Origin of the sequence: Streptomyces sp. x-80 (assembly GCF_046549095.1) — a bacterium.
GTDB lineage: Bacteria > Actinomycetota > Actinomycetes > Streptomycetales > Streptomycetaceae > Streptomyces > Streptomyces celluloflavus.
Map to the genome: position 1 here is coordinate 662435 of NZ_JAJPWM010000001.1, position 13295 is coordinate 675729.

Here is a 13295-nt window from a genome sequence, read left to right on the forward strand (position 1 = left end):
CAAGGACGGCCGGAGGGGAGGCAGGGCGGCGGGCAGATCGGTCATCCGGAACAGATGCCGACCCTTGGGTAAAGCCTGGCAGTCGGGAATGAAGCCGGGGTTACCACTGGGTGGAATCCGCTACAGAGCGCGGAGTGCGTCGACGGCGATGCGGGCGGTGGTGCCGATGACGGCGTCCGCCGGGGGCAGCGTGGCGGCGGTGCTGGCGGCACGGGTGAAGACGGCGATGGCGTAGCGGCCGCCATCGGGGTATTCGATGACGCCGACCTCGTTGCGCACGGTCGGCAGGCTGCCGGTCTTGCCCGCGACGTGGACGTCGTCGAAGGGGAAGCCGGAGGCCATGCGATGGGGCCATACCTGTAGGCCGAGGAGGCGGCGGATCGCGGCGTCGTGATCGGGCGCGCAGGCTTCGTCGCGCCAGACGGCGGCGAGCAGGCGGGTCATGTCGCGCGGGGTGCTGTGGTTGGTGCGGGCGGGGTCGAGGGCGCGCAGCCGGGTGATGACGTACGGATCGGTCAGTGCCTGTGGGCCGCCGGGTCCCGCGTCCTGCCTGATGGTGGCGAGGACCTGGCCGAACGTGTGGAGGGCGTGGGTATGGGTGAGGCCGAGCCGGATGGTGGTGTCGTTGACGGCATCGAGGCCGACGCGCTCCAGGAGGACGTCGGCGGCGGCGTTGTCGCTGACGGCCATCATCAAGTAGGCGGCGTCGCGCAGGGACATGCGGACGGGGTCGAGCATGGCGGCCAGTCCGGTGGGGCCCGGGGTGCGGGCGGCCGGTGGGCACTCGATCTGTTCGGTGAGGTCGACGAGCCCCGCCGCGGCCTGCTGGTGGAGTGCGACGAGCAGACAGAGTTTGTGCACGCTGGCGGTGACGACCGGGTGGTCGGCGCCCGCGTTGATCTCCGCACCGGAGTCGATGTCGAGCGCGTGCAGCCGGCCGGTGACACCGGCTCCGTCGAAGGCCGCGCGGATGCGGGCGAGCGTGTTCACAGCCAGTACTCCGCTGTCGGGCGCAGATGGAGCGGGCGCGCGGGCGGGGCGGTGCTCATGGCGGTGGTGTTCCGCAGCGCGTGGGTGGCCGCCTCCGCGAAGGCGCTGACGACGGTGTCGCCGCGCCCCTGTGGCCAGGCCAGGGAGTGGCGCCAGGCCAGTGGGGTCCCGGCGAGAGGGCGCCAGACGACGTCCGGGTCCCGGTCGGCGACACCCGCGGGGTGGGCGTCCCGCGGGCTGAAGGCGACGGCGTGCGCGGAGAGGATCAGGCCGCGGACGAAACTGGAGCCTTGGCCGTGTCGGACGGCCGCGGGGGTGTAGCCGTTGCGGGCGCAGGTGGTCAGCGCATCGTCGTGCAGGGACGGGGCGGCGGCGCGGTGGAAGAGGACCAGGTCGTATCCGGTGAGGGCGGTCAGCGGTACCTCGTCGAGTGCGGCGGCCGGGGCGTCGCGAGGCAGCAGCACCCCCACCTCACGGCGGAGAACCGGTCCCAGCTCCAGGCCGGAGACGTCACAGGGGTGGTGGATCAGCCCGACGTCCAGCTCGTGCGAGGCGAACTGGGCGAGTTGCTCGGCGGTGGACAGCTCGCGCAGCTCCAGCTCCACACCGGCGTGGCGCTGCTGGAAGTCCGCCAGGATCGCGGCGACGGTTTCGCCGGGTATGTCGGGCGGCAGCGCGGCGCGCAGCAGCCCGCTCTCGCCGTCCCGGATCCGGCGGGCGGTGGCCAGCAGTGCCTCGGAGCGAGCGAGCACCTCACGGGCCTCGTCCAGGAGCAGCGTCCCGGCCTTGGTGATCGTCACCTGCCGACTGGTCCGTTCGAACAGGCGTACCCCCAGCTCGCGTTCCAAGCGCTGGATGCGCTGGGACAGGGGCGGCTGCGCGATGCCCAGCCGCTCCGCGGCACGGCCGAAATGTGACTGTTCTGCAACAGCCACAAAGCACTCCAAGTGCCGCATCAAGTCCATAGACAGCAACTATATCCAAAATTGATCAATTCGAGAATGATATGGAACTTGGACACATGCCAGAGGGCGCTGGTCTTCTCCTGGTATGCCCTTGCTTCTTTCCCTGCCGTTTTCCCCGCTGCGCGAGCGCATGGAGACCAACCGGCCGGGCGCAGCGACGTCGCCGTCTCCGAGAAACACCACCAGCACGCTCCCGATCTCTCCACCGCCCGGCGGCGAGGGGTGACGGATGAGCAAGGACCAGGAAGCCCCGATGTCTGAAACCCGAGACCGCACCACCTCCCACCGCAAGCCCGGCAACGTGGCCCGTTCGGCCACCGCGGTGGCTCTGGCGCTCGCCGTCGTCGCGGGCGGGGCGTACCTCGCCGAGCTGGGCCCCTTCGCCGCCGATGCCTCGGCCGCCGAACCCGACCCCGCGGCCGTGGCCGAGGCGCGGGCCTTCCTGGCCGACTGGGCCGGCGGCCGCATGCCGAGCGCGGGCGGCCGCACCACCGACCCCGGCAAAGCCCAGGAGGTGCTGCGCAACTTCACGGCCGGACTCAGCATCGACAAACCGAACCTGGCCGCGGCGAAGGCCACAGTGTCCGAGAACGGCACCGTCAGCGTCCCCTTCACCGCCAAGATGCCCGTCACAGACCTGGGGACGTGGACCTATGACTCGAAGCTGCCCCTGCGCAAGCAGCAGGACGGCACCTGGAAGGTGCACTGGACGCCGGCCGTCGTCCACCCGAAGCTGAGCAGCACCGAGAAGTTCCGCTTGGAGCGCGAGGACACCGAACGCCCGGAGATCACCGACCGCGGGGGTGCCGCCCTGTCCGGCGGAAAACACCCCTCCCTGGCCCCCGTGCTGAACCAGATCGCCGGAGCCGCGGGAGCCGGTCCTCGTGGCGCCATCCAGCTCGTCGACCGTGCCACCGGAGAGGTCAAGGGCACGGAAGCCACCTTCGGCAAGAAGCCCGACCGCCCCACGGACCAGCCCATCCGTACCACGCTCGACTCCACCTGGCAGTCCGCCGCCGAGAAGGCCCTCACCTCGGAGGCCAAGGGCAAGGACGCCGCGCTCGTCGCCCTGCGCATCGACAACGGCGAGATCCTGGCCGTGGGGAACTCTCCTTCCTCCGGATTCAACCGCGCCGTCTCCGGCACCTATGCGCCCGGATCCACCTGGAAGGTCGTCACCACCAGCGCACTGACGCTCAAGAACGCCGTCAAGCCGAACGACATCGTGGACTGCCCCAAGTACCTCACTGTCGGCAAGCAGTTCCACAACGTCGAGACCGGCGAACACCGCAACGCCACCTTCCTCCAGGACTTCACCGAGTCGTGCAACACCGCTTTCATCAGCCTGCGCGACAAGCTCGGCGACCGGGAACTGGGCGACGTCGCCCGCAAGTACTTCGGGATCGGCCAGGAATGGCACATCGGCATCCCCTCGTTCGACGGCTCGGTGCCGGCGCCCCGTGACCAGACCGAGAAGGCCGCCTCGATGATCGGGCAGGGCAGGGTACTGGCCAACCCGCTGCTCATGGCATCTGTCGCCGCGACCGCGGCCTCCGGCACGTTCCACCAGCCCACGATCACCGGTGGAAGCAAGGACACGACGACCACGAGCAAACTTCCGCAGGACGTCGTCACCCAACTGCGCGCGATGATGCGCGCCACCGTCACCGACGGGACGGCGAAGGTCCTGGACGGTCTGCCCGGCGGGGTCGGCGCGAAGACCGGCACCGCCGAGGTCACCGAGGAAGACCCCGACAGCAACAACGGCTGGATCGTCGCCACCCGCGGCAACGTCGCCGTGGCCTGCGTCGTGGAGAAGGGGAAGACCGGCGGCGCCTCCGCGGGACCTGTCGTCCGCAGCCTGCTGTCCGCCGTCCCGGACGACCCGTCATGACGCCGCCGGCCGGTGCCAGGCCCGGCGCCGGCCTTTCCCACGAGGGCAGCCACCACCGAAAGACCTCATCCGGAGAGCAATGAACAAGCCGCTGAGGCACATGGCCGTCTTCTGCGGGCCCTGGTGATGGCCCTGCTCGTCAGGCCACCTGGGTGCAGTCCGCCAGGGGCGACAAGCCGGCCAGGGACCCGCACAACCGGCGGACGCGCATCGAGGCATTCGCCGAGCCCCGTGGCGGCATTATCGTCGGCGGTCGACCCATCACCGGCTCCGTGCGGGCCTCCGGCTCGGACTTCAAGATCCTCGCAGCGGCGGCCGCCCTCGAACACGGCACGGTCACCGACGTCAACGCCCCCTCGGGCATTCCGGCGCCCGGCCAACTGCCACTCAGCCGCACGAAAGGTCTGCGACGAACTCAAGGGCTTGCCCGAGGGGGGCGAGGCCGTCTGGCCTCGCACGGTCGTTCAAACGTGCGTGGTTCACCTGCTGCGGAACTCGTTCCGTTACGCGGCCTGCCAGGGCTGGGAGAAGGTCGCCAAGGCCCTCAAGCTCTTCTGCACCGCCCGAGCGAGGACGCGGCGACGGAGCGGTTCGGGGAGCTCCAGGAAGCCTGGGGCCGGAAGTATCCGGCGATCGTGAAGCTGTGGTCGGGCGCGTGGGCCGAGTTCGTGCCCTTCCTCTCTTTCGACGTCGAGATCCGCAAGGTCATCTGCAGCACGGACGCGATCGAGAGCGTCAACGCCCGCATACGCAAGGCCGACCGGGCCCGCGGATACTTCCCCAACGGGGCCGCGGCTCTCAAGTGCGGCTCCATGGCGCTGATGAGCCTGGACCCCACCGGCAAGGGCCGCAAGCGGTGGACCATGTGCTGGAAGGCGCCCTTGAACGCCTTCCAGATCTCCTTCGAGGGACGCCTGATCCCGAGCAACAACTGATCACTCAACAACCAAGACCAGCCGTTGAATTGACACACCCGACGGGGGAGGGAGGGGGCCCGCCCCGTTGCGGAGCTGTCCGAAGCTGTAGCGGTGATGGTCAGCGCGCGTAACGTTTCGGCCGTGAGCCGTCAGAGGCCGGCGGCGGTGCGGTTGCGGTGGATCTCGGCGGTGTGGGTCTCGGCCCACTCCTTGATGGCGGTGAAGGGCTCGATCAGGGTGGCTGTCTTGTCGTGGTAACCGAGAGCCTTCGCGATGACGGGAGCCGGGGCCTGGAGGACGAGTTGGCGGATCGCGGAGGTCCTGCCGCGCTGTGGCGGGACGCCGATCTCCCGCAGGTGGGCTTGGAGACTGCCCGGATTCATGGGGGCGGAATCGGCGATTGTGCTCCCCTGCCGCCCCCATCGCGGTCATCGACGATCCGGCGCTGCCGGAGGCGCCGGCCGAACGCGCGGCTGCCCACGCGGAGCGGCACCTCCACCCCGATGCTCCTGGCCCGCTCCCGCCACGCCTCCGTCCCCTCCCTGGAGCGGTACGCCCGCCCCGGCGTCGACGCGGTCGCCCGGCACGTCGCCCAGCGCGACCCCGCCGCCCGACGGAAGCGCTGACGCCTCAAGATCATTACATTGCCGGGCATGTCTGTGCCCGGCACAGCGTCATCCACCGGACGGGTGCAGGGCTCGACGCGCCGCGAGTCGCACTGACACAGATCGTCAACTGATTGATTCTCACTGGTCTGGTCGCTGTCCCGGTCCTGCGTAGGGTGGCAAGAAGGCGGCAGTGCGGCATGTGCGCACTCGATCTGTTGCCGCGCCGAGTGTTCAGGCGCATCCACGAGAGAAGGAAACACACCCCCTATGCGCGCCCTTGTGGTCGATCACAGTGAGGCCGGACCCATCCGGTTCGCCGATGTCGATGAGCCCGTACCGTCCACCGGCGAGGCGTTGGTGGAGATACGGCACATCGGTCTCAACTTCGGAGAGCTGAATTACGTGCACCAGTGGCCGGCCGGCGCTGTGCACGGTCACGACGCGGCCGGCGTCGTGGTGCGCGCCGCATCCGACGGCTCGGGGCCGCCCGAAGGTACGCGCGTCGCAGTGGGGATGGCTCCCCACGCGTGGGCGGAGCGGGTGGCAGTCAGCCCCGCCTCGCTCGGCACCGTCCCCGAGGGCGTCGACCTGGCCGACGCCGCCGCGCTGGGGATCGCCGGAGTCACCGCGTTCCGGGTGCTGCGCAAGCGTTCCCTGCTGGCGCGCAACGTTCTGGTCACCGGCGCCAGCGGGGGAGTGGGGCACTTCGCCGTCCAGCTTGCGGCGCTGGCGGGCGCCCGGGTGACGGCACTCGTCGGTTCGCCGGAGCGGGCCGCCGGACTCCGCGAACTCGGCGCCGACAAGGTCCTGACCGACCTGGCCGAGACCGGGGACCGGTTCGACCTCGTCCTGGACACGGTCGGCGGGCCGCTGGTGGCCCAGGCGTGGAGTTCCCTCGCCGAGGGCGGCACCATCCACCTGGTCGGTTACTCCTCGGGGCAGGAAACCACCTTCCCGTCAGCGGGCCGCTCCGGCGAACCGACGAGTGAGGCATTGTTCGGCTTCGGCGAACCCCGCAGCATCACCACCTACGGCGACATGACGCCGACCAGCGGGGAGCTGACGGACCTGCTGGGCCTCATGGCCGCCGGGAGACTCTCGGCACCGGTCGGACTGCGAGGCGACTGGCAGGACGTGGACGACGCCGTCCAGGCGCTGTTCTCGCGGAAGGTGCACGGAAAGGCCGTTCTTGACGTGGCCTGAAGCTGTGGACGAGGACACATGCGCCTCGCCCGCCGGTGGGCGGTTCGCGGCGGTGGACGAGAATGGACCCATGGATGTGCTGGCGGAGGTCTTGCGTGTTTCGGGTGCGCGTGGGGCGCTCGGGGTCATGCTGAAGGCCGGAGGAACCTGGGGCCTGTGGCTGGACTCCTCTCCAGGAGCGGCACTGCACGTGGTGTCCCGCGGCACTGTGTGGCTCCACGTCACGGGCGAGAAACCTATTCAGGTGCAGGCCGGAGACGCCGTCCTGGTATCGCCGGGCACCGCGCACGGGATAGCCGGCGGCGCCAGCGTGACGATGGGTTCCTGCGACCGTGAGGCGGCGGCTCGGGCTTTTGGCGATGGCCGAGCCCTGCGGCTGGGCTCGGCGCCGGTGCAGACGGAAGTGATCGTCCTGCACTACGAGCAGGACCCGGAGGTGCGCACACCGATCCTTACCTCCCTCGCTCGGCCGATGCACGTCACAGCCCGGGAGAACGCGCAGTTCAGAAGGACCGTCGAACTTCTCGCTGCTGAACTCGCACAGCCGCAGATCGGTACCACCGCCGCCATCAACAGCATCGTCGACCTTCTGCTCGTCCAGTTCGTACGCGCCTGGCTGGCCCGCCACCCGCAGGAGCAGACCGGCTCATGGCTGGGAGCGATGCGTGATCCGGTCGTGCGCGACGCCCTGGCATGTGTCCATGCCCAACCGGAACACCCCTGGACCACGGAGACCCTGGCCGCCGCGACGAGCGTCTCCCGGGCGACGCTGTCCAGGCGTTTCCGGTCCGCCCTCGGACAGACGCCGGGCGCGTACGTGACGCAGTGGCGCATCGACCTGGCGTCCGTCCGGCTCCGCGATACCGATGAGCCGGTCGAGTCGATCTCCGGCGCGGTCGGCTACGCCTCTCCGCACGCTTTCAGCCGTGCCTTCAGACGTGCCCGAGGCACGGCCCCGGGCGAGTACCGTTCTCGACTTCGCAAGTGATCCGGCCTCGGGACTGATGGGCTCGCATGTTGAGGTGTCGCGTATTCCTCGGTGAGGTCGGTTCTGACGTCACCGTGAGTGGTTGCTAAGGGCTGTCCCGTAAATGCTCTTCGAGCTGCTTCGGGTGCGGCGGGCCGTCGTACGGCCTGCTGGTCTGTCTGGCAAGGGCGAGGTGGTGCATCCGTGCGATGCCGGGCATGGTGTGGTGGACGCCGTCGCTTTTGAGGCGGCAGTTGCGGAGGATCTTCCAGGTCTTCATACGGGCGAAGGTGTGCTCGATGCGGGCTCGGACCTGCTTGTGGGACGTGTGGTGTTCCTCTTTCCGGTCCGGGAGTTCGCTCTGGCCGCGCTCGCGGCGGTGCGGGATGACGAGTCCGGTGCCCGGGTAGCCGCCGTCGGCGATCGTGAGGGTCTTGCCGACGGTGGCCTTGGCGCCGGACTCCTCCCACGCCTTGCAGTCGTTGCGGTTGCCGGCGAGCGGTCGGCCGGCCACGACGACCAGGCGGGTGTCGGCGTCGATGACGACCTGGTGGTTTGTGGAGTACCGGTAGTTCTTCGACCGCTCGGCGACGGTGTGGTCGTGGGTGGGGACCAGGGTGCCGTCCGCGATGAGGACGGTGTCCTTGGCGAACCGTCTGCGGGGCTGGAGGGCGAGCATCGGCCCCAGGTGGTCGATGATGCGGTCCGCCGCCGACTTGGACACCCCGAACAGCGGGGCGAGTTGGCGCATGGTCAGGTTCGTGCGCCAGTACGCCGCGACCAACAGTGCCTGGTCCTCCAACGGAAGACTCCGAGGCCGGCCCTTGCGGACCGCGTCCGCACCCTCCCGCCGCGGCACCGTCACCAGCTTCCCGAAAGCGCGCGGGCTCAGCCCGGTGAACGGGGCCGTCCAGGACGGCTCCGACGCCGTGATCACACCAGCCACACCAAGATCATCTCACCCACGACCAGCAGTTACGGGACAGCCCTTAGCAAGCCGGGGCATGCGACACCGACACCGGGGTTCCAGCCAGATGGATGCCGAGACGGATATCAGGGCGGCCGGACGGGACACCGCGGACGGTACGGCCACAGCAGCTCTGCGCCATGAGGAAACCCCGCCAGGAATCTCCTGACGGGTCCCGCACGTCATGGGTCGGCATCCGACGGCGCGATCGCCGCCGGACGGACGTGGGCCCCCGGCGTCGGTCGGCACCAGGGGCCCACGTACCCATCTACTGGGACGGTCCGCGCCGCTTCGCGTACCGGATGGCGAGCAACGTGCCGGCGGCGATCATCATTCCGCTCAGGCCCGTGTACAGGAGCATGTTGTCGCTGCCGGTCGAGGCAAGGTTCCCCACGGGGGCGGCGCTGGGCGAGGGCTGCTTGGACTGCTCCGGGCCGGGGCCGTCCTCCGAGCCCGGTTTCCCGGGACCGGGCGTGCCTGGCGTCTCAGGGCCGGATGTCTGCGGGGCGGGCGTGCCGGGCTTCGACGGATCGGGCTTTTCCGGGTCGGGCTTCTCCGGCTTCTCCGGATCGGGTATGCACCCGCGGAACGACATGTGGTGGGTCTCCGCACCGGAGATGCTGGTCATCTCCTTGGCGATGACGGACCCGTTGACATGGCCGGGGCCGACCTCCCCGCCCTGACCCGCTCGGCCCAGCGCCACTGAGGCGTTCGGCGCCAGGATCGTTCCGGGCCAAGAGGTGTAGTTCTTGAGGACCTTGGTGGCCTGAGGGAAGTTCCACAGCAACTTGCTGCGTGCGGACTTGAAGGCGTCGCTTCCCGCCTGGTAATCGTCCTGGACGTAACGTCCCGCGGTGTGGTCCCACAGAGAAACGCCATATGTGGCGTTCGCGTGCATGTCGTACGACGACCCGAGGACGTTCACCAGAGCGGTGGCCCCCAGTGGAACCTTGATCTTGATGTGCCGGGCCTTTTCCAGCTCGGCGGCCGGGATGGAGAAGACGTTGAACCTCCGGTCACCCTTGAGCGTCAGGGTGTCCGGCTGCTCACCGCGCACCGTTCCGGTGGCCGCGAGCTTGCCCCAGGCGGCGGAGCTCGACCTGAGCTGCGAGAACTCCTTCGCGAAGTCGACGGGGGAGGGGCCGGCCTGGTGCGGCCCGTCGATCGCGAAACTCGCACCGGGGGCCTTGATGAGTTTCTGATAGACCGCCTTGCCCCGCTTCGGCACGACTTGATTTGCCGTCAACTCCCCGCCGACCACCAGGGAAACACCCCCGGGCAGCGCCGAGACATCGCTCCCACTGAGCCGGCTGCCGACGGAGAAGCCCTCCTTGCGCTCCGGGTCACCGAGGGTCGCGTCGCCACCGATGGCGACCGCGCCTTCGGAGTCCGATACCCGACGCGAGGATTCGGCGACGAACTCGGCGTACTGGCCGGCCGATCCCAGAGGCGACGGCAGACAGGTGCCCGTCGAGGCAGCCTGAGCTGTTCCGCTGAGCGGGCCTATGAGGAGCCCGCTGCCAACGGCGAGCAGGGCCAAGGATGAACGCGCGAGCATGAGGGACTTCCCGGTAGAACGGCGGCTGGCGGACTCGAGGCTACGAGCGCATTCCAGCCGTGATGATCACCGATGGTCGACACCTTGGTGGCAAGGGTTGACCGGTGAGGCAGCCGACGGCCATGACGACGGATGGCAACTGGTCAGCCGGGGCGCCACCTCATTCGCGTCAGCATCCACGACACTGCTGACACCGCGTCGTCTTGACCAACCGGCACGGTCAATGGCGGCCGATCCGGCAACTCCATCAGACAGGGCGGGCATTGGAACGGGGATACATCGGGCTTTTCGGCTCGTTAGGCCCGGCATACGCACATGCCTGCCCTCTTCATTCACATACAGGGTGAAATGGCGGGTAGCGGTTACGCTGATTCTCGATGGATTCCTCCCGTATCACTCCAATTGATCTCAGGATCCTGCATGCGCTGCAGATCTACCCCCGGGCCTCTTGGGCTCTCCTGGGAGAGGCTCTGGGGATCAGTCCTGCCACCGTGGCCCGGCGTTGGGCGCGGCTGAAGGAGGCCGGTCTGGCCTGGACGAGCGCCTACCCTTCCCAGGTACGCGACGGCGCGGCGGACATCGCCGGTGCGTATGTGTTCGCGTCATGTGTGCCGGGTAGCGCTCTGGAGACGGCCACCGCTCTGGCCGAGCACTCCGAGGCGCTGTCGGTGGAGCTGACCGTGGGGGAACGGGACCTGTTCATCACGATCGCCACACCCAACCGCGCCGCCCTCGGGGAATATCTGCTCGGACCGCTGTCAGCGGTTCCTGGACTGCTCTCCTTCGACACCACTCTCCTGGCCAGGCTCCATCTGGAGGGCAGCCAATGGCGACTGCGAGCCCTGCCCCCGGACATTTCCCACAACCTGCGCGCGGCGGCAGGACGGCAGGAACGGGTTCCTCCCAGACGCCCGGCCGACGAGGTGGACCAGCAGGTGCTGGCCGTCCTCGGCGAGGACGGCCGCGCCTCGTACGCCGTGATCGCCGCTGCCTGCGGGATCAGCGAGAGCATGGCCCGGCGCCGTACGGAGTCACTGCTGGCGAGTGGTGGGATAGCGGTGCGCTGCGATGTGGCCTGGGAGATCGCAGGCTGGCCGGTCTCGACGACACTCGCCGCGCGTGTACCGCCGGAGCGCCTGCCGGAGACAGTACGAGGCTTCACCGTGCTCCCCGAGGCGCGGATGGTGGCGTCCTGCGTGGGAGTGGCGGACCTGCTGGTGAGTCTGTGGCTGCCCTCGGTCCAGAACATTCCCCGGATGGCGGCCGCGATCGCCGGCCGCTTCCCCGACTCCGAGATGCGCCGTTGGCTGACCGGAGTGCGCGCCGTCAAACGCGTCGGCCGCCTGCTGGACGCGCAGGGCCGGGCGACGGGTTGGGTGGCGCCGTTCCAGTCCTCCACCCCGCCCCCGGAGGGGGAGCGGTAGCGCGAGCCCGGAGGGAGACCGGGCCCGCGGTAACGGGGCGCGTCCGGGCCTGCCCATGACAGCGGTGCCGCCCTGTTCGGCAGCTGTCCGATCAGCTGACTCGGCAGAATCCTGAAGGACGCACTGGCCTCCGCCCAAATATTTTGATTTTACGGAGGCGAGACCAACCCGGCACTCCTGGGTCGACAACCGGCGGCCTGTTGTTCATTGGTGCGTTGTGGTTCCTGCCGACCACGCACGTGACGCTGGCAGCTCTGCCCGGTTTTGATCAAGTGGAGTATTGGATGTCAGCAGTTGTCTCACGACGTGGTGTTCTCTGCGCAGGAGCGGTCATGGCGACCGTGGCCGCGATGGGCACGGCGCAGGCCGGCCCGGTGCGGGCCGCAGGCCGCGAGCCCGGCGCCAAGGGGGGACAAGGTGCTGGTGGTGGGCATGGACGGAGTCCGGCACGACCGGATAGCCGACGCCCGGGGCCGCACCTCAAAGCCCTGATGGCCCAGGGCGCCTACGGCACCAGCCTGCTGTACGCCGATCCCATGGCCGGCACTCTGTCGGGCCCAGGCTGGTCCACGATCTCCACCGGCGTATGGCCGGACGAGCATGGAGTGAAGAACAACTCCTTCACCGGCAAGGACTACGACACGTACCCGGTTTTCCTGCACCGCATCAGACAGCGACGGCCCGAACTGCGCACCTACATGGCAGTGGACTGGAAGCCGCTGGACACCCAGGGCACCTTCGCCGGAGTGGATGAGAAGTCGGTCTACGACGGTGACCGTGTCGGCTATCCGGCGTGCGATGCACGGATCGTCACCGACGCCGAACACATCCTGCGCGCGGGCGAGATAGACGTGGTCTTCGTCTACTTCGGCAACACCGACATCGTCGGCCACAACTCCGGCGCCGCCGGCCAGGCATATCTCGATGCCATTGACGTCCAGGACGGATATCTCGGCCGTCTGCTCGCCGCCATCGAGGCACGCCCGGAGGCCGGGAGCGAACGCTGGACCGTGATCGTCACCACCGATCACGGCCACATTGACCGGGGCGGCCACGGCGGTTCCCAGATCGAAGAACGCCGCACCTTCATCCAGGGCCGTGCCAGCGGTGTGGTCGTGGTCTTCGGGACACCCGCGGCCGCACGCACGGGCTGGGTGTCGATCACCACCAGGGACGGGTCCGCTAATCGGCGGGCCTTCTGCCTCACCTGGCAGCGCAGGAGTTCCTGGATCCGCTGATCGAGCCCGTCCCGGCGCCACAGCGTGAAGTAGTAGAACATCGCCGACCAGGCCGGCAGATCATGGAGCAGGTAACGCCACTGACAGCCCGCCCGGTTCTGGTAGAAGATCGCGTTCACGACCTCCCGGAGATCACAGCTCCCAGGGCCTCCCGTCGCCGACCGGTTCACCCGGCCCTGTTTCCAGGGCCTTGATCATCGGCTCGATCAAAGCCCACTGCTCGTCCGATAAGTCACTCGGATACGGTCTTCGCTCCGTGCCCCGCATCCCGGCGTGCACATGTCGAACAGCTGGCCTGTACGACGATCAGTACCACGAACGAGCGATCACGAACCGAGAGGGAAGGGACTCAACGACCTCTCAGTGGGCGTTCAGAGATGGTTCGTGCTTATATGCGAGTTTTACGGCTGTCAGGATTGTGGCATTTGCGTCGAACGTGCTCCTTCGCGTCTGTCAAGCTGCCGCCATGGTCGCCCGCTTGCTCCACTCCTCATGCACGAAGTCCGTCTGATTTGAGGATGTGACAGAAACGCCCAGTAGCAGCGGAACGGCACCGTCCGCAGC

General features: G+C 68.7%; 10 protein-coding genes and 3 pseudogenes. 7 read left to right on the plus strand and 6 right to left on the minus strand.

Going from position 1 to position 13295, the window contains the following annotated elements:
* Positions 1 to 120: 120 nt before the first annotated feature.
* Both ACLJWH_RS02655 and ACLJWH_RS02660 read right to left on the minus strand, forming a co-directional pair.
* Entirely contained in the window at positions 121 to 990 is an 870-nt protein-coding gene (locus ACLJWH_RS02655; RefSeq protein ID WP_411139880.1) for a serine hydrolase, read from the minus strand.
* The gene (locus ACLJWH_RS02660) at positions 987 to 1955 is read right to left on the minus strand and encodes a LysR family transcriptional regulator (protein WP_411139881.1); all 969 of its coding nucleotides are present in this window, start codon (positions 1953 to 1955) and stop codon (positions 987 to 989) included. The genes ACLJWH_RS02655 and ACLJWH_RS02660 overlap by 4 nt, the downstream gene beginning before the upstream one ends.
* Positions 1956 to 2208: 253 nt before the next feature.
* Between ACLJWH_RS02660 and ACLJWH_RS02665 the strand changes: the two genes are divergently transcribed.
* Positions 2209 to 3849: a penicillin-binding transpeptidase domain-containing protein gene (locus ACLJWH_RS02665; protein ID WP_411139882.1), complete on the plus strand. Its 1641-nt coding sequence runs from the start codon at positions 2209 to 2211 to the stop codon at positions 3847 to 3849.
* 402 nt (positions 3850 to 4251) lie between these two features.
* Positions 4252 to 4784: pseudogene (locus tag ACLJWH_RS02670) on the plus strand (transposase); the annotation flags it as partial.
* 131 nt (positions 4785 to 4915) lie between these two features.
* Here ACLJWH_RS02670 and ACLJWH_RS02675 read toward each other — a convergent pair.
* Positions 4916 to 5149, minus strand: a complete 234-nt coding sequence (locus tag ACLJWH_RS02675; RefSeq protein ID WP_411139883.1) for a hypothetical protein — start codon at positions 5147 to 5149, stop codon at positions 4916 to 4918.
* Between the two features lie 120 nt (positions 5150 to 5269).
* Between ACLJWH_RS02675 and ACLJWH_RS02680 the strand changes: the two genes are divergently transcribed.
* The 3 genes from ACLJWH_RS02680 (at position 5270) to ACLJWH_RS02690 (ending at position 7565) form a co-directional block, all read left to right on the plus strand.
* Positions 5270 to 5392 carry a PmrA gene (locus ACLJWH_RS02680; protein ID WP_411139884.1) on the plus strand — a complete coding sequence of 41 codons (123 nt, stop codon included), beginning with the start codon at positions 5270 to 5272 and terminating at the stop codon, positions 5390 to 5392.
* Positions 5393 to 5641: 249 nt separating this feature from the next.
* Positions 5642 to 6577, plus strand: a complete 936-nt coding sequence (locus ACLJWH_RS02685; protein WP_411139885.1) for a zinc-binding dehydrogenase — start codon at positions 5642 to 5644, stop codon at positions 6575 to 6577.
* A 70-nt stretch (positions 6578 to 6647) separates the two neighbouring features.
* A complete protein-coding gene (locus ACLJWH_RS02690; RefSeq protein WP_411139886.1) occupies positions 6648 to 7565 on the plus strand; it encodes a cupin domain-containing protein in 918 nt (305 codons plus the stop codon).
* Between the two features lie 85 nt (positions 7566 to 7650).
* On the opposite strand, the gene ACLJWH_RS02695 is transcribed toward ACLJWH_RS02690, so the two are convergent.
* Together ACLJWH_RS02695 and ACLJWH_RS02700 are read right to left on the minus strand one after the other, a co-directional pair.
* A complete protein-coding gene (locus tag ACLJWH_RS02695; protein ID WP_411139887.1) occupies positions 7651 to 8490 on the minus strand; it encodes a transposase in 840 nt (279 codons plus the stop codon).
* Positions 8491 to 8779: 289 nt separating this feature from the next.
* Positions 8780 to 10069, minus strand: coding sequence for a choice-of-anchor A family protein (locus ACLJWH_RS02700; protein WP_411139888.1), 1290 nt, complete (start codon positions 10067 to 10069; stop codon positions 8780 to 8782).
* Positions 10070 to 10446: 377 nt separating this feature from the next.
* Here ACLJWH_RS02700 and ACLJWH_RS02705 point away from each other — a divergent pair, with 377 nt between their 5' ends.
* Both ACLJWH_RS02705 and ACLJWH_RS02710 read left to right on the plus strand, forming a co-directional pair.
* On the plus strand, positions 10447 to 11493 hold the full coding sequence (locus ACLJWH_RS02705; protein ID WP_411139889.1) for an Lrp/AsnC family transcriptional regulator: 1047 nt from the start codon (positions 10447 to 10449) through the stop codon (positions 11491 to 11493).
* Between the two features lie 350 nt (positions 11494 to 11843).
* Positions 11844 to 12521 (plus strand): annotated as a pseudogene (locus ACLJWH_RS02710) (alkaline phosphatase family protein); the annotation flags it as partial.
* An 83-nt stretch (positions 12522 to 12604) separates the two neighbouring features.
* On the opposite strand, the pseudogene ACLJWH_RS02715 reads toward ACLJWH_RS02710, so the two are convergent.
* Positions 12605 to 12998 (minus strand): annotated as a pseudogene (locus tag ACLJWH_RS02715) (transposase); the annotation flags it as partial.
* Between the last annotated feature and the right edge of the window lie 297 nt (positions 12999 to 13295).

What these genes read in the sequence shown, in the direction of transcription:
- ACLJWH_RS02680 (WP_411139884.1), top strand. Translation starts at nt 5,270, where the DNA reads ATGCTCCTGGCCCGCTCCCGCCACGCCTCCGTCCCCTCCCTGGAGCGG.
- ACLJWH_RS02690 (WP_411139886.1), top strand. Translation starts at nt 6,648, where the DNA reads ATGGATGTGCTGGCGGAGGTCTTGCGTGTTTCGGGTGCGCGTGGGGCG.
- ACLJWH_RS02700 (WP_411139888.1), bottom strand. Translation starts at nt 10,069, where the DNA reads ATGCTCGCGCGTTCATCCTTGGCCCTGCTCGCCGTTGGCAGCGGGCTC.
- ACLJWH_RS02660 (WP_411139881.1), bottom strand. Translation starts at nt 1,955, where the DNA reads ATGGACTTGATGCGGCACTTGGAGTGCTTTGTGGCTGTTGCAGAACAG.
- ACLJWH_RS02705 (WP_411139889.1), top strand. Translation starts at nt 10,447, where the DNA reads ATGGATTCCTCCCGTATCACTCCAATTGATCTCAGGATCCTGCATGCG.
- ACLJWH_RS02675 (WP_411139883.1), bottom strand. Translation starts at nt 5,149, where the DNA reads ATGAATCCGGGCAGTCTCCAAGCCCACCTGCGGGAGATCGGCGTCCCG.
- ACLJWH_RS02665 (WP_411139882.1), top strand. Translation starts at nt 2,209, where the DNA reads ATGTCTGAAACCCGAGACCGCACCACCTCCCACCGCAAGCCCGGCAAC.
- ACLJWH_RS02685 (WP_411139885.1), top strand. Translation starts at nt 5,642, where the DNA reads ATGCGCGCCCTTGTGGTCGATCACAGTGAGGCCGGACCCATCCGGTTC.